Annotated in this window: 13 protein-coding genes, 1 tRNA gene, 3 pseudogenes and 1 CRISPR repeat array; of the genes and pseudogenes, 3 read left to right on the plus strand and 14 right to left on the minus strand. The window is 68.3% G+C overall.

The features are described 5' to 3' along the window. Positions 1 to 404: ISAs1 family transposase (locus VP06_RS35400; RefSeq protein ID WP_156295802.1), on the plus strand; the 404-nt coding region annotated here is incomplete at its 5' end. 228 nt (positions 405 to 632) lie between these two features. On the opposite strand, the gene VP06_RS27255 is transcribed toward VP06_RS35400, so the two are convergent. Continuing rightward, positions 633 to 709, minus strand: a tRNA-Arg gene (locus tag VP06_RS27255). A 280-nt stretch (positions 710 to 989) separates the two neighbouring features. On the opposite strand from VP06_RS27255, the gene VP06_RS27260 reads away from it, so the two are divergent. Beyond that, positions 990 to 3,263: a CRISPR-associated endonuclease Cas3'' gene (locus VP06_RS27260; RefSeq protein WP_048466946.1), complete on the plus strand. Its 2,274-nt coding sequence runs from the start codon at positions 990 to 992 to the stop codon at positions 3,261 to 3,263. Between the two features lie 126 nt (positions 3,264 to 3,389). Next, positions 3,390 to 5,699: a CRISPR direct-repeat array (repeat unit 31 nt; unit sequence GTTTCGATCCGCGCCCCCGTGAGGGGGCGAC). 184 nt (positions 5,700 to 5,883) lie between these two features. Here the strand turns inward: VP06_RS27260 and cas2 are convergent. From cas2 to VP06_RS27295, 7 genes are all read right to left on the minus strand, one after another. Further along, positions 5,884 to 6,174: a CRISPR-associated endonuclease Cas2 gene (gene cas2 / locus VP06_RS27265; RefSeq protein ID WP_048466947.1), complete on the minus strand. Its 291-nt coding sequence runs from the start codon at positions 6,172 to 6,174 to the stop codon at positions 5,884 to 5,886. 9 nt (positions 6,175 to 6,183) lie between these two features. Then, positions 6,184 to 7,224, minus strand: a complete 1,041-nt coding sequence (cas1c, locus tag VP06_RS27270) for a type I-C CRISPR-associated endonuclease Cas1c (RefSeq protein ID WP_048466948.1) — start codon at positions 7,222 to 7,224, stop codon at positions 6,184 to 6,186. Between the two features lie 11 nt (positions 7,225 to 7,235). Then, positions 7,236 to 7,877 carry a CRISPR-associated protein Cas4 gene (gene cas4, locus VP06_RS27275; RefSeq protein ID WP_048466949.1) on the minus strand — a complete coding sequence of 214 codons (642 nt, stop codon included), beginning with the start codon at positions 7,875 to 7,877 and terminating at the stop codon, positions 7,236 to 7,238. A gap of 10 nt (positions 7,878 to 7,887) precedes the next feature. Further along, positions 7,888 to 8,823 (minus strand): type I-C CRISPR-associated protein Cas7/Csd2, encoded by a 936-nt coding sequence (cas7c, locus tag VP06_RS27280; protein ID WP_048466950.1) that lies wholly within the window; start codon positions 8,821 to 8,823, stop codon positions 7,888 to 7,890. Continuing rightward, positions 8,813 to 10,651 carry a type I-C CRISPR-associated protein Cas8c/Csd1 gene (gene cas8c / locus VP06_RS27285; protein WP_082167656.1) on the minus strand — a complete coding sequence of 613 codons (1,839 nt, stop codon included), beginning with the start codon at positions 10,649 to 10,651 and terminating at the stop codon, positions 8,813 to 8,815. Before cas8c ends, cas7c begins: the two co-directional genes overlap by 11 nt. Continuing rightward, positions 10,648 to 11,364: a type I-C CRISPR-associated protein Cas5c gene (cas5c, locus tag VP06_RS27290; protein WP_048466951.1), complete on the minus strand. Its 717-nt coding sequence runs from the start codon at positions 11,362 to 11,364 to the stop codon at positions 10,648 to 10,650. The genes cas8c and cas5c overlap by 4 nt, the downstream gene beginning before the upstream one ends. Positions 11,365 to 11,596: 232 nt before the next feature. Continuing rightward, entirely contained in the window at positions 11,597 to 12,220 is a 624-nt protein-coding gene (locus VP06_RS27295; RefSeq protein WP_048466952.1) for a DsbA family oxidoreductase, read from the minus strand. A 761-nt stretch (positions 12,221 to 12,981) separates the two neighbouring features. Between VP06_RS27295 and VP06_RS27300 the strand changes: the two are divergent. Further along, positions 12,982 to 13,941: pseudogene (locus VP06_RS27300) on the plus strand (IS4 family transposase); the annotation flags it as partial. 57 nt (positions 13,942 to 13,998) lie between these two features. Here the strand turns inward: VP06_RS27300 and VP06_RS38310 are convergent. From VP06_RS38310 to VP06_RS27320, 6 genes and pseudogenes are all read right to left on the minus strand, one after another. After that, positions 13,999 to 14,142: pseudogene (locus tag VP06_RS38310) on the minus strand (site-specific integrase); the annotation flags it as partial. A gap of 774 nt (positions 14,143 to 14,916) precedes the next feature. After that, positions 14,917 to 15,261, minus strand: a complete 345-nt coding sequence (locus VP06_RS36750; RefSeq protein ID WP_156295803.1) for a hypothetical protein — start codon at positions 15,259 to 15,261, stop codon at positions 14,917 to 14,919. Then, positions 15,260 to 15,739 (minus strand): annotated as a pseudogene (locus tag VP06_RS27305) (DNA polymerase ligase N-terminal domain-containing protein); the annotation flags it as partial. The gene VP06_RS36750 and the pseudogene VP06_RS27305, both read right to left, overlap by 2 nt. Before the next feature lie 299 nt (positions 15,740 to 16,038). After that, positions 16,039 to 17,103, minus strand: a complete 1,065-nt coding sequence (locus VP06_RS27310) for a DHH family phosphoesterase (protein WP_048466954.1) — start codon at positions 17,101 to 17,103, stop codon at positions 16,039 to 16,041. Further along, the gene (locus VP06_RS27315; protein ID WP_048466955.1) at positions 17,100 to 17,345 is read right to left on the minus strand and encodes a hypothetical protein; all 246 of its coding nucleotides are present in this window, start codon (positions 17,343 to 17,345) and stop codon (positions 17,100 to 17,102) included. Before VP06_RS27315 ends, VP06_RS27310 begins: the two co-directional genes overlap by 4 nt. 347 nt (positions 17,346 to 17,692) lie before the next feature. Next, on the minus strand, positions 17,693 to 17,852 hold a 160-nt coding region (locus VP06_RS27320), incomplete at its 5' end, for a transposase (protein ID WP_048466956.1).

The raw sequence follows: 17,852 nt of genomic DNA on the forward strand, positions 1-17,852 counted from the left end.
CGGACCGCCCCTCCCCCGACGCCCCGCACATCCCTCAGCTGGCAATGACCGGCATGACGGAGACGCAGGTCAACCGCGCCGGCCGGATCGAACACGGGCGCCGCTACTATCTCTCTCCAGCGAGGCTCGACCCCAAGCCCTCCGCCCCCGCCGTGCGGGCGCACTGGCAGATCGAGAACCGCCTGCATTGGGTGCTCGACGTCGTCTTCCACGACGACCTCGTGCGGCTGCGGACCGGATCAGGCCCGCAGAACATGGCAGTCGTGCGCCACATGGCCATCAACCTCGTGCGCGCACCACACGATCGCCACAGCCTCAAGGCCCGCAGAAAGCTCGCCAATCTCAATCCCGACTACCTCGAAGCCCTTCTCCGACACACACCAGCAGACCCTTCAAAAAGCTGAAGCGATTCCCCTGCGCGGCGTGCACCTGGCTTGCCCCACTTGCCTGAGCGATGCCAATAGGCAGTGCTTGTACCGTCGCTACCTGCCCCTGGGATTGCCCCGGATCGGTGGGGCAATCCCAGAATCGGTGGTCGCCACAAGCCGACTGCAGTGCGCTCGGGTTCGCTGGTAGCCTGTACCCCGGACGATGCCTGGCTAGGCTGCGGACTGCTAAGTCATTGAGAGGAATGGCGCACCCGACACGATTCGAACGTGTGACCTTTGCCTTCGGAGGGCAACGCTCTATCCAGCTGAGCTACGGGTGCTGACCGCGAAGCCTCTGTAGCCCGGCTCCGCCCGGAGCGCAACAGGGAAAGGGATCGCGAGCCCGCTCAAGGGGATCCAGGCGAAGGCTCCTGCGGCAAAGGTCACACGGTCGAATCGTGTCGGCTGCGCCGGGGGAGAGAGGGCGAAGCGGAGAAGGGGCGGCGGTGCGAACGGCGTGCGGCGCGGCTGACGCCGCGTGCCGCTGGTGTGCCGGCTGTGCCTGTGCTGTTCTGATGTCACCGTCGTGACGATCCCTGCGGCGTGAAAGGTTTAGCAGGCATGAACGGAGTCTACGCCCACTCGGTGCCAAATCAGTCGATCGCGCAGTGGGAGCTCCTAGCGGATCATCTCGCCCGGGTGGGCGATACTGCGGCACGCTTCGCCGACGTCTTCGGCTGGGGTGAGCTGGCGCGGCTCGCCGGCACGCTCCACGATGTCGGCAAGATGTCGGAGATCTTCCAGGCCTACCTGCACGGTCGAGCCTCGAGCTGCGATCACTCGACGGCGGGTGCCCGCGTGGCCACGGCTGAATACCCTCACCCGGTCGGGCGCATGCTTGCCACCATCATCGCCGGTCACCACGCGGGCCTCGACGACGGCGACGGGATCGACCGGCGGCTCGATCCGCATCAGACCGAGATCCCCGCTTTCGAGGGCTGGCGGAGCCACGCGGCTGCGCTCCCGCCGATGGGAAGGCTGAGCCCGACCCGGCGCTTCATCCAGAGCACGCTGCCGGGCTTCACCCACGCGTTCCTCACGCGGATGCTCTTCTCCTGCCTGGTCGATGCCGACTTCCTGGAGACCGAGCGCTTCTACGCCGGCTCGCGGCCAGTCCCCCGCGGCGGCTATCCCGGGATCGCCGCCCTCCAGGTGCGGCTTCGCGCGCATATGGACGGGCTGTCGGCGAAAGCCCGGCCCGGTCCGGTCAACGCGGTGCGGGCCGAAGTGCTCGCGGCCGTGCGCGAGCGGGCGGCGCTCTCCCCCGGCCTCTTCACCCTCACGGTGCCGACGGGGGGCGGCAAGACGCTGGCCTCGCTCACCTTCGCCCTCGACCACGCCGCGCGGCACGGCCTGCGGCGGGTCGTCCACGTGGCGCCATTCACCGCGATCATCGAGCAGACCGCCGCGGTCTTCCGCACCGCCCTCGGGGACGACGCCGGGATCCTCGAGCACCACGCCACCTTCGACTGGCAGGCCGCCGCGGCCCGGACCGTCGACGACGGGATCGGCCTCGATCCGGTCTCCCGGCTGCGCCGCGCCGCCGAGAACTGGGATGCGCCCGTCGTCGTCACCACGGCGGTGCAGCTCTTCGAGAGCCTGTTCGCGAACCGCACGTCTCGCTGCCGCAAGCTGCACAACCTCGCCGGCAGCGTCATCGTCCTCGACGAGGCGCAGGCGATGCCCCTGCCCCTGCTGAGGCCGTGCCTGGCCGCGATCGAGGAACTGACCCGCAACTACGGCGCCAGCGTCGTGCTGTGCACGGCCACGCAGCCCGCCCTGCGCCGGATCGACGGCTTCGAGCCCGGGCTGCCGGTCGACGACGCCCGCGAGCTCGCCCCCGATCCGCCGCGCCTCTACCGGGCGCTGCGGCGGGTCGCGGTCGAGCGGCTCCCCGGCCCGACCAAGGACGAGGCCATCGCGCGGCGCTTCGCCGAGGTCCCGCGGATGCTGTGCATCGTCAACAGCCGCCGGCACGCAAAAGCCCTGTTCGACCGGATCGCTCACCTGCCGGGTGCCGTCCATCTCAGCACCCTGATGTGCCCGCGCCACCGCAAGGTCGTGCTCGATGCCGCCAGGGCCGCGCTACGCGACGGAGGGCCGGTGCGGATCGTCAGCACCTCGCTGATCGAGGCGGGCGTCGACATCGACCTGCCGGAGGTCTGGCGCGCCACCGCCGGCCTCGACGCGGTGGCCCAGGCCGCAGGGCGCTGCAACCGCGAGGGCGCCATGGCGGGCGCCGGGCGCGTGGTCGTGTTCGATCCGGCCGATGCGCCGCCGCCCCGGGAGCTGGAGCCGTTCCGGCGCGCCGCCGAAGAGGTGTTGCGGGCAGGAGGCGACCCGCTCGCACCGGACGCGATCCGGGCCTATTTCGCGGCGCTCTACTGGCGTAAGGGTGAGCACGCCTTCGATGCGCCTCGGCTGGACGAGGAGATCTGGCCGATTCTCCCCGCCGTCGCCGAGCGGGCGAAGACATGGGCCTTCCCCTTCGCCAGCATCGCCCGGGCGTTCCGCGTTATCGACGATGCGATGGAGCCGGTCATCGTGCCGTGGCGGGCCGATTCCGACGACGGCCGCGCGGAGACACTGCTGGCGCGGATCGCCGCCATGGACCGCCCCCTCGGCGACGATCTGCGCCGCCTTCAGGGCTACGTCGTGCCCGTTCCTCCGACGCTGCGCGCGCGCTGGCTGGCCGTTGGGCGCTTGCGACCCGTCCACTCCAGGCTCGAAGGGGCGCTGCTGCGCCTCGACGACATGGCGTTCTACGAGTCTCGATCCGGTCTGACCCTGGAGGACGATGCCTACCGCGCCCCGGAGGACAACATCATCGCGTGACGCCGCATCCGCCACGACGCTGGTGAATGAGGCGGTCCGGTTGTCTGGGCCGCCTCGCCTGTCCTTCGATCCGCGCCCCGTGAGGGGGCGACGTTGCGGCGAGCCGTGCTCGATCGCCATCTGGCGGTTTCGATCCGCGCCCCCGTGAGGGGGCGACCCGACATAGGGGCCGGGATAGGGCTCGAGGTCGTTGTTTCGATCCGCGCCCCCGTGAGGGGGCGACGACAGGGCCCGCGACATGCACACCGTGGCGCTATGTTTCGATCCGCGCCCCCGTGAGGGGGCGACAATAGACACCTATTCCCTTGCTCCGGATCAGTCGTTTCGATCCGCGCCCCCGTGAGGGGGCGACATGTCGTCCACCCTCAAGGGCGCGACGACAGACACTGTTTCGATCCGCGCCCCCGTGAGGGGGCGACCCCCATTTCCCGGCGCTTGCCGCTCATGCGATAGAGGTTTCGATCCGCGCCCCCGTGAGGGGGCGACGGTTGGGCTCTGGCGGCGGCTGGCTATGATATGCAGTTTCGATCCGCGCCCCCGTGAGGGGGCGACCCGCCATCCTCTCCGTCACGCCACCGCGCAGCCGGGTTTCGATCCGCGCCCCCGTGAGGGGGCGACTAGAGCCATGCGGGTGCTCACGATGGCGGCGCAGTTTCGATCCGCGCCCCCGTGAGGGGGCGACCGCCGGGCCGCGTAGTCGTTCACGGCCCGTGACAGGTTTCGATCCGCGCCCCCGTGAGGGGGCGACCATTCGTGCGCTCGCCCGCCTCGGGGGAGAGCCACGTTTCGATCCGCGCCCCCGTGAGGGGGCGACCAGGTCGGCATCAACTCAGGCGCGGCCTCGCTGGGTTTCGATCCGCGCCCCCGTGAGGGGGCGACATTTGTCGGACGGGATTGCCTGCATCACCGCCAGGTTTCGATCCGCGCCCCCGTGAGGGGGCGACCTCGCGAGCGCCGGCGCCAAAGGCGCGCTTCAGGGTTTCGATCCGCGCCCCCGTGAGGGGGCGACCATCAGGCATGACCCAGAGGGGTGATCTCGGGGGAGTTTCGATCCGCGCCCCCGTGAGGGGGCGACCGCCCACGAGGTCGAGGCCGTCGGCGTAGGGCTGTTTCGATCCGCGCCCCCGTGAGGGGGCGACCGAGCGGGAGGCCCGTTTCAGCCGCTGCGTTGATGTTTCGATCCGCGCCCCCGTGAGGGGGCGACGCCGTTCGGGCCGGAGTGCTCGACCTTGTCCTTGTTTCGATCCGCGCCCCCGTGAGGGGGCGACCGGCGCGATCGGAGGGAGCCGCGGTGAGACGCAGGTTTCGATCCGCGCCCCCGTGAGGGGGCGACACAGCGCCAACGCCGCACGGGCCGCGGTCTATCGGTTTCGATCCGCGCCCCCGTGAGGGGGCGACATGTGAGCGGCATCCGTGGCTAATGCAAAACTGGTTTCGATCCGCGCCCCCGTGAGGGGGCGACCAGACCCAATCGCGCAGCCCTCATCGCCCGGGAGGTTTCGATCCGCGCCCCCGTGAGGGGGCGACTAAACGCCAGGGCGGAGCGTGGGTCCCGTAAGTGTTTCGATCCGCGCCCCCGTGAGGGGGCGACTTGCCAGTGAGCGCCTTGGCATAGAGACCGACGCGTTTCGATCCGCGCCCCCGTGAGGGGGCGACATTGCCATCGCTGGCGTAGCAGCGCGACCCATTGAGTTTCGATCCGCGCCCCCGTGAGGGGGCGACCAGTTGCGCACCGCGAGCGGGCCGTAGCCGAGGAGGTTTCGATCCGCGCCCCCGTGAGGGGGCGACCCGAACAGGCGCTGCTGGGCGCCATCCTGCAGAAGTTTCGATCCGCGCCCCCGTGAGGGGGCGACCGCGCTACTCACCCACATGCTCGCCCGACAAAAGGTTTCGATCCGCGCCCCCGTGAGGGGGCGACCCTGCGTTGCGCCACGACCACCACCGCCATAGCGGTTTCGATCCGCGCCCCCGTGAGGGGGCGACCGCGCGGTCATGAGCGTTGCTGAATAGATCCTGCGTTTCGATCCGCGCCCCCGTGAGGGGGCGACCTCGCCAAAGCCCGCAGCCTAGCGGTCGAAAGCGTGTTTCGATCCGCGCCCCCGTGAGGGGGCGACCAAATCGTCGGGACATAGATCAAGGCGAATTGGGTTTCGATCCGCGCCCCCGTGAGGGGGCGACCCATCGCGTCGACGAAATCACGCGCGAGACGAGAGTTTCGATCCGCGCCCCCGTGAGGGGGCGACAATGGCGGAGCGGATCTGAGACCATGCCTCGTAGTTTCGATCCGCGCCCCCGTGAGGGGGCGACGCGTGAGCCCGCCGAGGCTGGCCTGGCCGCGGCTGTTTCGATCCGCGCCCCCGTGAGGGGGCGACTTCGGGCACGAGCCCAGAGAGCAGGCCGCGGTTGTTTCGATCCGCGCCCCCGTGAGGGGGCGACGGCGGCACCCTAACCACTTGCGCGTAAAACGAAATAGGACGCTTCTGCGCGAACGTCCCCCGATCACCGGCGTTCCGCGCCGTGACGGGACCGGCGCGCCATCGAAATGCGTCTTACCGCAACAGGTTGTGCGACGCGCGAAGGCGTCGGGAGAAGGCTGTCCGCTTGGGGTTCGCGCACGCGTCTAGAAGAGCAGCGGTCCGTCGAGATCGAGGATCGGCTTGGCCCCGACGTGCTCGATCCGGCCTCGCGCATCGGAGCCCAGGCGGTAGAAGCGGAGCGAGTCGTGCGACGGGTCGATCTCAGCCATGAGACGGGCGCGCAGTTCCGTCCATTGGGCCGGCTCGACCTCGCATTCGAAGACCGAGTTCTGCACGCGCTGTCCATAATCGAGGCAGGCCCGGGCGACGCGGCGCAGGCGGCGCCGTCCGGCTGCGGATTCGGTGTTCACGTCGTAGGCCACGAGCATCAACATGGCGCCGCCTCACTTCCAGACGAAGGCGGGGTAGCCGTCGAGGTCGCCGCGCAGGTGCCGGGCCAACATCTGCGCCTGGGCGTGGCAGACGAGGCCGAGCGGCATCGTTTCGTTGAGGAAAGGGTGACGCAGCTCTTCGCGCTTGCGCTCCTGCCAGGCGACGAGGACACGCTTGCGCGCCTCGTCCGTGAGGCGCACGCCGCCCGTCTCCTCGACGGTGAAATCCTCCGCGCCGAGCTGGCGCCGGTTGACGAGGCTGAGGGCGAGCCGGTCGGCCTGGACAGGGCGCAGTTCCTCCATCAGGTCGAGGGCGAGGCTGGCGCGGCCCGGGCGGTCGGCGTGCAGATATCCGACCTGCGGGTCGAGGCCGTGCGCCTCCAGGGCAGAGCGGCAATCGTGGCCGAGCAGCGCATAGAGAAACGACAGCAGGGCGTTGATCCGGTCGAGAGGGGGCCGTCGGGACCGGCCGGCGAAGGTGAAGGCCGGATCGTCGACGCGGATCAGGTGCCGGAAAACACCGAAATACTGCGCGGCGGCCTCGCCCTCGAGGCCGCGCAGGCCGTCGACGTCGTCCGCGACCAGCGCACGCCGCGCGATGTCGGTCAGGCGGGCTTCCGCAGCCGACAGGCCCGCGACCGCGTCGGTGCCCAGGCGCTCGCCATGGTCGCGCAGGGCCCGCCGCAGCACGGCCCGCTGGTTCGCGGTCTTGGCCGTGACGATGCCGCGCACGATCAGGGCGGCACGCGGCGCGTCGTCGGCGACGCGATACTGGGCGCGGCGCAGCAGCACGTTGCCGCTGCGCGGCCCCTCGACCCGGGCGAGGAAACGGCCGTTCGGGTCGAGATGCGAGACCGTGATCCCGGCCTCGGCGCAGGCCGCCAGCAGCGACGGCGAGGCGCCCGCGCGCCCGAAGCTCACCACCCCGTCGATCATGTGCAGCGGTGCGCGGCCGCGTTCGCGGCCTTCGACCTCAACGACGACGTTGGCGCCATCCTTGCGGAGCCAAGCGTCCTCGCTCGTGACGTAGATCGTGTTGCGCATCCGGCGCATGATGGACGTCCTCAGTCTGCGATCTGACCCGCGAGCCACCGGGCGACCTTCGGGGCCGTCTCCAGGCGGTCGGGCTTGCACAACGATTCGAGCGAGCAGCGGCGACAGGCCGGTTTGCGGATGGGAGCCGGTGTCACCCCGCCGGCGATCATCGCGCGGGCCGCCGCCGCGACCTCGGCGGTGAGCGCGCGCAGGTCCTCGTCGAACGCGACCCGCACGCGGCGCCGGGTCTGGCCGTAGAACAGAGCCCCCTCGGGGACCGGGCAGCCGAACATCTCCTCCAGGCAGATCGCCTGGGCGCAGAGCTGGACCTCGTCGGCCCGGTGCGCCTTCGGCTTGCCGCGCTTGTATTCCACCGGGACCGGACGGGCCGGCCGGCCCCGGAACTCCACTGCGTCGGCCCGGCCCGCCACGCCGAGCGCGAAGGAGCGCAGCGCGAGGCCGCGCGCGATGCGCAGGCCCGGCCGGCCCTCGCCTTCCCCGGAATCGACGCGCTCGTGCAGGAGGCGCCCCTCCGCCGTCGCCGCGTCCTCGGCCCAGAGCCGCTCGACATGGATGAGCGCGTTCTGGCGCGGGCAGAACAGGTGATGCTGGAGCGCCGAGAGCGGGATGAGGTCGTCCTCGGCGGCGGAGCAGGGCGGTCCGGCGGTCATTCTTCCAGGGCTACCGCTCGATCACCTCGACCCCCGCCGGCAGTCCCTCCCGGTCCACCGTGACTCGGTAATCCGCGAAGCTGCGGGCCGGAGGCCAGTTGTCGGTGGCGTCGGCACCGATCTCGTGCGCCTCGCCCTTGTGCACCCGCAAGGTGCGCACCCGCTCGAACAGCGCGTGGGCGGGCGCGTTGCCGAGCGCCGTGGCGTGGCGGAAGATCACGAGCTTGCGGGTCGCCATCTCGCCGCGGGCAGCCGAGCGGTCGTGATCGAACATCTGCCCGAGCGCCTCGAACAGCAGCGCGAGGTCGTCGTCCGAGAAGCCCGTGCCCTTCACCGGATGCGAGGCGAGCGGCGCCGAGACGAAGCCGTGGGCCCGGTAGAGGCCGTAGGGCACGATGTGCTTGCGGCCCATGGTGCGCCCGCCCTTGGTCTCGGCGTCGGATTCCGTGGTGGCGGCCAGGCGCGTGATGGCGATCTCGAGCGGCAGGACCGGCTCGACCGAGCGCGCGAAGGCGAGCTGCACCGGCCCGCGCACCTGCCCGGCATTGACGCCGGTGGTCATCACCGCTCCGAAGGTCCGGATGTCCCAGAAATTGGCGCACATCCACCGCGTCAGCTCGCGCGCCTTGGCCTCCTTCGGCAGCTTCTTCTGGTCCTCGGGCTTGGCCTCCGGCATCACGGCGGTCCAGGCCCGCCGGTGCTCGACGTTCAGGGTGGCGCCGTCGCGCATGTAGATCTCGTGGCCCGGCACGTCGGCGCGGGCGAGCGCGACGTAGTTGCGGATCTTGCGCTTGAGGGCGACGTCCGAGACGAGGCCCTGGTTGGTCTCGGGATCGAGGCGCGGCAGGTTGCCGGCATCCGGGTCCCCGTTGGGGTTGCCGTTCTGCACGTCGAAGAACAGCACGAATTCGTGGCGGCGGGTCACGCCGGTGGCCTCAGACGTCATCCTGGCTGTCCTCGATCGGGGTGTCGTCGGTCGGGCCGGCTTCCGTGCCGTCGGCCTCGACGGAGGCGAGGGCCGGCCGGCGGGCGAACTGCGCCTGCCGCTGGTGGTAATAGCCGATGGCGAAGCGCCCCTGCGCTTCGAGCCGCAGGACCCGCGGCAGCGCGGAGGGCAGCCGCTCGACGATCTCGCCGATCTCGCGCTCGATCCAGTAATCCTTGCCGTCCTTGCGCAGGCGCCCGACATGGTTCTGCGCGCCCCGCAGCAGCAGCGGGAAGACGCCTGCCGGCGTCGCCGAGGCGGCCCCGAAATAGCGGTCGCGGATCGTGGCGTTGAGTCCCCGGCCGAGGGCGAGGCGCTGCGCGGCTTCGAGCGCCGCGAACAGGCGCCCGAGCTGGTAGGCGGGGCTGGGATCGTCCTTGTCGAGGCTCACCGGAATCTCTCCTCGGTCTCCAGTCAGGCGCAGGTCCCGCATCAGGCAGGCGCGGATGGCGGCGGCATGCCAGCCGGTCGAGGGATCGTCCCCCGCCCGCAGGCGCACCAGGGCCGCCGCGAGCCAGCTGCGCGGGTAACGGGTGCCGGCGAGCACCGCCCGGGCGACCTCGCCGGCGAGCAGGGGCGGGATGTTCTCGAACTTCTCCTGAAGCGCCGTCGTCTTGACGAGCAGGCGCCCGATGGCGGGCGGCCTGCCCCAGCCGCGGGGGCGGGGTTCGAGCGCGAGATCGGCATGGTGCTGCGCCAGGCGCCGCGCGAATGCCTCGAAGGAATCCTCCAGCCAGAACCGCACCGAGAGGCGCGCGGCGTTGGGTGTGAGCCCGAGGATGTGGAAGCGGGTGCCGGGCGACACCGCAGGGGCAACCGCCGCGATTGGGCGGCCCGCGGCCAGCGCCGCGAGGGCATCGCGGATCAGCGCCGCCTCGGCGGCGTCCTGATCGGGAGCCGGGCCCGGAGCGGGATCGAACCACGCCGCGAAGGTGTCCTCGGCCGCGGTCGCCGCGTCCTCGTCGACCGTGGCCGAGGTGTCGGCCCAGAACACCACCGTGGCGTCGCCGAGCGGCCGGCGCAGGCGGTTGCGGCTGGTGCGGTCGAGCATCCGGTTGAGGGCCGCGCCGTAGCGGAAGCCCGCCTCCGCCGAGACTGGCGCGTTGTCGCCCTGCATCTTGCCGTAGGAGGTGAAGGCGTCCTTGTTGAAGGAGACGAGCGCGGCGCCGGAGGATTGTGCGCCCTCCACGCCCTTGATGGTCGGGTGGAGCCGCAAGGGGGCGGCGGGCCGGCCGGTGACGAGGCAGACCGGGCCGGTCGCCTCCGCGGCGGGGGCCCCCGCCACGAGGCGCCGGGCCGCCGGCCGGTCGTGGAGGTAGGCGTGCTCGCCGGCGAGCCGGAAGACCAAGTTGGCGTCGAGCATCTCCGGCTCGAACGGAGCCGCGTCGAACGCGGCCGGATCCCAGGACTCGAGGAAGCGGGCGAGCGCCAGGAGACCCGGATCGTCGGCCCCCGCCAGCAGCTCGCGGTGCAGCGCCTTGAAGGCGGCGTGCTCCTCGGCGGTCCGGCGGCCCGGGCCGGCGGTGCGGCCGAGGACGTAGGCGGTCTTGTCCCACAGCCGGTTCGGCAGGATGCCGGCGGTGCGCTTGACCGCGGCCGGCACGTCGAGGAGCCGGGGCTGGCGCTTGCGGCCCGCGGTCTCGCGCAGGTCCTGCATCTCGACGACGGCGCCGTCCGGCGCGAGCACGAGGCAGAAGCCGATCTTCTCGCGCGAGAAGCCCGGCGCCTCCGCCTCGCCCCGCGCCGCCATGCGGTCGTAGTAGCGATCGAGAGCCTGGAGGACGGTCACGTCACCGTCCCCTCGGCGAGGCAAGCCTGCACGTCGAGGACTCCGCCCGTGAGGCGGGCGCGGAAGAACTGCGACGCCCGCTGCGGCCCAACGATGTCGTGGAGCATCCACCCAAGGTCGCGGTCGCGCTGCTCGGTGGGCAGCGTGCTAGCCGGCAGCGGGGCCTCATCGGCGAGCAAGGCGAAATCGGCCGGGAACTCGCGCGTGCCGAGGCAGGGGCGGTGGAAGCACTGCCCGGCCGCGGCGCGGCGGTTGAACATGCTCAGATACTTGGCTGGCGTGTCGTCGCGGCCGGCCTTGTCGGTGAGCGCGAAACGCGCCTCGATGACGTAGGCGACGTTCGTGAGCAGGGTCGCGGCCCGCTGCTGGCGCTTCTCCTCGACCACGAGGCCGAGCCCCGCCGTCGAGCCCGCCTGCATGGCGCGTTCGGCGAGGGCCGACGACATCTTGTCCTCGACTTCGTTCCGCCGCAGCGACTGGAAGCGGATCGGCCTGAGCACGTGGATGCGGTCGACGATCCAGCGCATCTGCGGCTTCCAGAGGACAGATTCGAGGATGCCGCGGGCGGCGGACGGCGTCATGACGTCGTAGGAGACGCGTTCCACCTTCATCTCAGGTCGCGTGAAGCAGGCGCGATCCCCCCAGACGTAAAGCTTGATGCCGTATCCCACGCACGGGCTCCGATAAGACTGATGGCGCGCCTTGATCGTCATCTCAAGTCGCTCGTTCAAGTGACGATGATTTGCGATCAGATCATGACGAGTAACGACCACGCATAGATCAGCCCTGCGTGCCGACCGCGCCATCGGCGGCTATACCTTGCGGCGAGTATCGCTAGGGCTAACGCCAAATGCGCCAGTAAGCCAGCCCTCTGTCGCTTATGGATGCAATGATTTTGGTTCAAAACTCGAAGTTGCAGCCCGCCGGGAGGTGTGGTGGCGAAATCTACACCCCCTTGAGGGCTGCGAGCCACTGCTCGGCCGGCTGCGCGCCGGAGACCGCCCACTTGCGGTCGACGATGAAGAACGGCACGCCCGCGACCTGCATCTTGCCAGCCTGCCGCTCGATGGATTCGACGAGAGTTCTCAGCTGCTCGTTGCCGAGCGCGTCGTCGACGACTTCGCGTTCAAGCCCCACGGCGGCGCCGATCTCGCGCAGAACCTCTGAATCGCCGACGTCACGGCCCTCCTCGAAATAGGCGCGGAACAGGGCGTCCACGACCGGGTCGGCCCGTCCGTGCTGCGAGGCTGTCGCGATCAGCATGTGGGCGCGCCGCGTGCTCGGCGTGCGCGTCATCCTGTCGAACGCGAAGCCGATGCCCTCCTGCCGCCCGAGCTCGGCCATCTGCGCGTCGAGCTCGGCGCTGCGCTCCGCCCCGAACTTGCGGGAGCGGTAGAGGGCGCGTTCCATGCCGTCGGGCGGCATGGTCGGGTTCAGCTCGGAGGGCAGCCATTCGATCGCGGTGCTGTTGCGTAGGTCGAGCTGGTCGAGGGCGCGTTCGAGCCGGCGCTTGCCGACGTAGCACCACGGGCAGATCACGTCGGAGAACACGGAGATCGTCAGCGGCATGGGCGCGCTCCTGGTCTGTCATGGCATGACTGATCGCGGTCCCGAGCACCAGCCCTGCTCGGTCGAGATCTGGAGTATGCGTAGGATGCGCTGGGAGCGTCGCTGAGCGGTTCCGGGGGATCGGGTGCTCATACCTAGCTGCCGCGAACGGTGCCCGCCGGTGAGTCTCCCGGTAGGAGAGGCGCGAGTGCGTTCCGAGGGGTATCTAGATCGTCAAGGACACCGTGTCGCCAAGGACGCGCTGGGAGGGCGGTGAGCACATAAGGCACAGCCCACGCGCGTCTCGATTCGACCTAGGACTTCCACATCCCACGGCACCAGGATCGCTCAGGAGCGTCGCTGAGCGGCTTGGCCGTATCGAGGGCTGGGTGAGTAGGGGACACGAAGAGTGCCTGCTGGCGGGCCTCCTGACAGCTTGGCGTTTTGGAAGCGAGAATCTGCGCTTCTCGTGTGAAGCGCCGACGGCCGACCGCTATAACGAGCATAGCAGCGCTGCGAACACGAACTCAGACATGGAAGGATCCCACAGATGACGTCCTCATCTGCATGCAACCCTGTGCGCGTTATCAACACCCTCGATCCGACCGTATTAGAAGAGCGCGCTCAGCTCATCGTCAAGGCGGCAGCGTATCTGACCCCAGAGCGCTGGCCACGGTACACGACAGTACCCATTGCGACGCTGTTACAGTCAAGGTAGAGGCGCTGGTGGTGGGCGGTGCGCTGTGGTGGACTGAAGGATTCTCCGCCAAGAGGATCCCGCAATGTCCTGTTGCCCGCACACCGCCCTAGTCGTGAGCCTATCGGCGCACCTCGCACTGAGCAAATCGCGCCTCGAAACCCTCAGCGCCTTGATCATCGGATTGATCCACGGCCGAAGCGTCAACCTCACCCACATTGCCAGCCATTGTCGCGGAGCAGCCTGTTACGCCTCGAAGTATCGCCGCCTGCAACGCTTCTTTCAGTATGTCCGCCTCGACCAAGCCGTCATCGCCGCTCTCGTCGTTCGTATGCTCAATCTGGCCCGCCCCAAATGTCTTGCGCTTGACCAGACCAACTGGAAAGTCGGTCGGCACGACGTCAATATCCTGATGCTTGCTCTCGTGACCCGTCGCTTTCGCATTCCGCTATTTTGGACAGCGCTCGGTCATCAGGGCAACAGTAACACGGATCAACGGATCGCTTTGCTCAACCGATACTTGAGTCGGTTCGATCCCAGCTCGATCGAGCTCCTTCTCGCCGATCGCGAGTTCATTGGTGCAGCCTGGTTCAAATTTCTGATCGATGCCAAGATCCCGTTTGCCATTCGCGTCCGATCCGAACTCATCATGAGCCTGCCGGACGGGCGGCTGTGGTCGATTGAGAGCTTGTTGCGCAACAAGCGGGGACGGCGGACCATACATACGCTCAATGTCATCCTGCCTGACACGCAGCTACCCGTGAACTTGGCGGCCAAGCAGTTAACTAGCGGCGAGTGGCTGGTCGTGATGACCAACACGGACAAACCTAAGCGGGCGCTCCAGGCTTATCGGCGACGCTGGGGGATCGAATGCCTCTTTGGCGATGCCAAGACCCGCGGCCTCAACATGGAGGATACTCACCTCACTCATCATGAAAAGATCGAATTGCTTCTGGCCGTTTTGACCCTGGCGATGGCGTGGGTCTACAAGACAGCCACCGCCACGATGGGACCGCGCTCCATCCCCCGAAAGGCTCATGGCCGGCGTCAGAAATCCTGGTTCCGCACCGGCTTCGACGCCCTGCGCTCGGCGCTCATCTACGCCCCACAGGTCGAGCTCGGCTTCGAGGGTGCGCGCCCAGCGCTCAGCCTCGGTTTTCGAGTCGAAGCTCTTTGAGCGGGGCTGCATACCCTTGCGCCTGACGGAGGCTTGCCAGCGCCCCCGAAGCTTTCTGATCGTCGCCATCGTGTCTGTCGTCCTCCGTGAGCGCTGCACTGAAGGACGCCGCGGATGGCCCTGCAAGGATATCTCCGACGTGGTGACGTCGTTGAGCAGAGCGACTCTCTCCTGCATGTCGAGCGCGTGCTGGATCACTTCGGCGATGTCATGAGACCGTTCGTGAGGTCTGACCGTCGACAAGGACGAGGCGAGAGGGTCAGCGAAAATAAACGAGGTCGGGGCGATCAAAGCGCTATCCCAGCGCTATTCCTGAGGCTTTCCTTCGCCTATAGCACTTTGCTCAGCTTGAATCATGGGACAAATATCCCAAAATCGATTCGCATTAGCGTTTTCGAGCGTCAAAGCGGGACATCAATGGGACATTCATAGGACATCAAGGGGACATCGAACGTATGCGGAGGTAGTTCGCATTGCCTTCAACCGGACTCAGAGCGGACGTCGGCCCCGTGTTTGTCCTATCGATGTCCCAGAGCTAGCACGTGCCGTTGGTAGATAGCGTTGCGCAGTCAATCTCTTCACTCGATGCAGCTGGCCAGTCTCGTGTGCGCGTGGATTATGTATACATATGGACTTCTCGTGGACCATCGCTCACTTTCATGGCGAAAAACTCTTGGTTAGAGCGCCGCGAGGTTCTTGCCCAGCACCTAGTGATTAACAAGATGGGTCCCTCCATCATGGCTAAGTTTCGAAAAATGTCGAGTTAGATAACTGCAATCTCATCTAACCACTGTTCGCTTGCTACAGTAAGTAGATGAGATTGCGGTATAATCTGCAGGTTGCTTAGCTGATAAACCAAACAAGCTTATCGATCTTGCTCTCGATGCGCTTCAGGTTATCATTAGTAGCATTATGGTTGTTAACGTTAAAAGAGGCAAATAGTGCGATTTCCTCCCTAATAATTGCCCTCAGAGCATCTTCATCAAACTGCACCAAGGTATAATCATTCACCTTGAGCACGGACTTAGTCGGGGCGGCCTTCTTCGATGACATCACGAACTCCGTTGCGTGGGCAGCTCCAGCGGCTGCCATGTGCGTTATAACGGTTCCGTGTCGGCGTTTACCAAAATGCATAAGACGAAATTGAGCGTCTGCGCTCGCACCCGTGGCCGATGCCTCAAGACGCATCCGCTGCCACCGCCTCGATCGTGCGGCCGGAGGCGACGGAGTGCGGGCACTCCTCCAGGATGTCGGGCGCGCCGCGCGGGCGGGCCGCCGCGTCGGCGGCCTTGATGAGGAGCCAGGAGACCTGCCGCCCGCGGGGCGGCAGGCGCGTGAGGCGCCAGCCGCCGGTCAGCTTCGCGCCGTGGAGGTGAAAGCGGAGCAACCCGGCAGCGAGACCCGTAATCGGATCGCCCTCCGGCTCCCAGGTGCCGCGATCCCACAGGAGCACAGCGCCCGCACCGTAGGACCCGGCCGGGATCACGCCCTCGAAGCTGCCATAGCTCAAGGCGTGGTCCTCGACCTCAATGGCGAGCCGCTTCTCGCCGGTGATCAGGCTCGGGCCGCGGGTCACCGCCCAGCTCTTCAGCACGCCGCCGACCTCGAGCCGGAAATCGTAGTGGAGCCGACGCGCGGCGTGCTTCTGGACAACGAAGGACGGCATGTAGGTCGTGATCGATCCGGTCCGACATCTCCGTCCCGTCGAAGCTGTCCTCGCAGGCGTAACGGTCGATCGTTCTCGTGGTTGCCCATCCAGAGCACCGTGACCTGAACTCGCATACCCCATCCGAACAGCAGACTGCTCGGGCCTCCGAAGCTCACCGGGGGCCAAGGATCGCACCCGCCAAGGGCCGGGCCAGGGGCGTCATGAGCACAGAAGGCATCCCTCACGACGAGGGCCGGACTTTCTAGGACTTAGCTCCCTCCCGATGCAGGCTTGTGCTTGGGATGCATTGGACAAGGTCATGCCATCGCCTCAGATCTAAAACCGAGCCCGGCGACGAAGCGGTTCCAGGTCTCCAGCGTCACCTGCCCTCCCGTAGCGCGCCGGTGGCCTTGCGCGAACTGGTCATCGGAGCAGAGGGGCGGCGCGCGTTCCTGCAGGAAGGCGATCAGGTCGGGCACCGTGGCGCTGCGGGCGGCAAAGTGCACGAAGCCCTCACGAAACCCCGCATTGGCGCCGATGACGACCTGCCGGCGCAGGCGGTGAGTCCAGGACTGGGCGACAAGCGGGTGGATCTGGCAGGGCGAGTCGCAGCGGATCAGCGCGACCGGGCCAGCGAAGAGCGGCGGCAGCTTGCGCGCGGCATCGAGGGCCGCCTTCACCTCAGCGCGGGCCTGCCGCAGCGCCTCGCCGTCGGGCGAGGTATCGGAGACGATGGCGTCCGGCCCGTCCGCCCGCAGCAGCAAGCGCAAGGCGGGCGCAGCGTCACCGCGGCTGGAGCGGCGTGGGGCGTTCACCAGGCTCACGGCCTCGCGCAGGGCCTTGAGGGTGCCGAACCGCCGCGCACCCGCCATCACGGCGGGAAACTGCGCTGCGCTCGCGCGCTCGCCGAGATCGCCCACGGCCCCGAGGGCGGCGAGCCAGACCAGCGCCTCGGCCTCCGCCTCGCCGATGAGTGCGGCCGCGCAGGCCTGGGCGAGGAGGCTCGAGGTCGGTGTCGGCTCCGCGCCGTAGCCGCTGATGACGGTCGCGACCTCCGCGCTGGGCTCGCTGCGCGGCACGTGGTGATCAACGAGGATCGTCGGCACCCCGGGCAGGACCGGCTCGGCCTGCACGCCGAGATCGGTGACGATCAGGCCCGCGACCGACGGGCCGGCGGCGAGCTCGGCCCGGACCGCGTCGGACCAGGCACTCTCGCCGCGCCCGATCACCCGCACCCGCGCTGGGCCGTGAGACGTCTGCGCGAGGGCGCGGGCGAAGAGGGCACCAGCCGACAGGCCGTCGGCGTCATCGTGGCAGAGCACCAAAGGGGCGCCTGGGCCGAACCTCGCCAAGGTCTCGGTGATCCCGGTTGGGGCGGTCATGTCCGAGCTTCGGCGCGGAGGCTGTCGATGAAGCGGCGAGCGATCTCGCGCACGGCCTCGTCGTCCTGCATCTCGCCGCCACCTGGATCGCCGAGGTGGTCGACGCTGGCGTCGAGAGCGTCGAGCAGCTCCGGATGGCGCCCGGCGAGGAAGCGGAGGGTAGTGAACAGCAGGTGCTCGGCGACGATCTCGCGCCGGCGGGCCTGGATAGTCGGGTCGGAGGGGGCTTGCGTTTCGGTCATGCCGGGGCAACACGCGGCCGCGCTCGCGGTTCTCCATGTGCAGGCCGATTCAGTTGCCCCGGTGCCCTCGTCAATGGTCTCCGTGCTCCGGAAGCGAGGATCCGATCCAAATCGGCTTGACCACGCGAGGAGCTAGTATCGACCCGTGATGGCATTGGGAAAAGTCCGTCTCCAGGCCGTTGAGGCAGCGACCAACGATCGAGTTAGGTGATTTCCTGCCGGTCCACTTCCGGTGCTCATGCACGCGGAAGCAGCCGTTTGCTCTTCGAAGCTGCCTCTAACAAAAGAGTATACCGGCAGGTGCGACCGTTACCTGCCGGCATGCAATCATTAGGGTTGAGACTCAATCAGCACCAGAACGCGATGACGGCAGCCAGAGCGAGAGCCGAGGCGAAGTTGCGGGCCAGCTTGTCGTAGCGGGTGGCGATGCGGCGGAAGTCTTTGAGGCGGCAGAAAACCGCCTCGACCCGCCAGCGATCACGACAAGCCCGCTTGTCGAGGCGGTTT

Source organism: Methylobacterium aquaticum, assembly GCF_001043915.1.
In the GTDB taxonomy this organism is placed as follows: Bacteria; Pseudomonadota; Alphaproteobacteria; order Rhizobiales; family Beijerinckiaceae; genus Methylobacterium; species Methylobacterium aquaticum.

Coding starts and splice junctions, on each gene's coding strand:
- cas2 (WP_048466947.1), bottom strand. CDS start 6,174: ATGTTGATGCTCGTGGCCTACGACGTGAACACCGAATCCGCAGCCGGA.
- cas4 (WP_048466949.1), bottom strand. CDS start 7,877: ATGACCGCCGGACCGCCCTGCTCCGCCGCCGAGGACGACCTCATCCCG.
- cas5c (WP_048466951.1), bottom strand. CDS start 11,364: ATGACGATCAAGGCGCGCCATCAGTCTTATCGGAGCCCGTGCGTGGGA.
- VP06_RS27315 (WP_048466955.1), bottom strand. CDS start 17,345: ATGACCGAAACGCAAGCCCCCTCCGACCCGACTATCCAGGCCCGCCGG.
- cas7c (WP_048466950.1), bottom strand. CDS start 8,823: ATGACGTCTGAGGCCACCGGCGTGACCCGCCGCCACGAATTCGTGCTG.
- VP06_RS27295 (WP_048466952.1), bottom strand. CDS start 12,220: ATGCCGCTGACGATCTCCGTGTTCTCCGACGTGATCTGCCCGTGGTGC.
- VP06_RS27310 (WP_048466954.1), bottom strand. CDS start 17,103: ATGACCGCCCCAACCGGGATCACCGAGACCTTGGCGAGGTTCGGCCCA.
- cas1c (WP_048466948.1), bottom strand. CDS start 7,224: ATGCGCCGGATGCGCAACACGATCTACGTCACGAGCGAGGACGCTTGG.
- VP06_RS36750 (WP_156295803.1), bottom strand. CDS start 15,261: ATGCGTCTTGAGGCATCGGCCACGGGTGCGAGCGCAGACGCTCAATTT.
- VP06_RS27260 (WP_048466946.1), top strand. CDS start 990: ATGAACGGAGTCTACGCCCACTCGGTGCCAAATCAGTCGATCGCGCAG.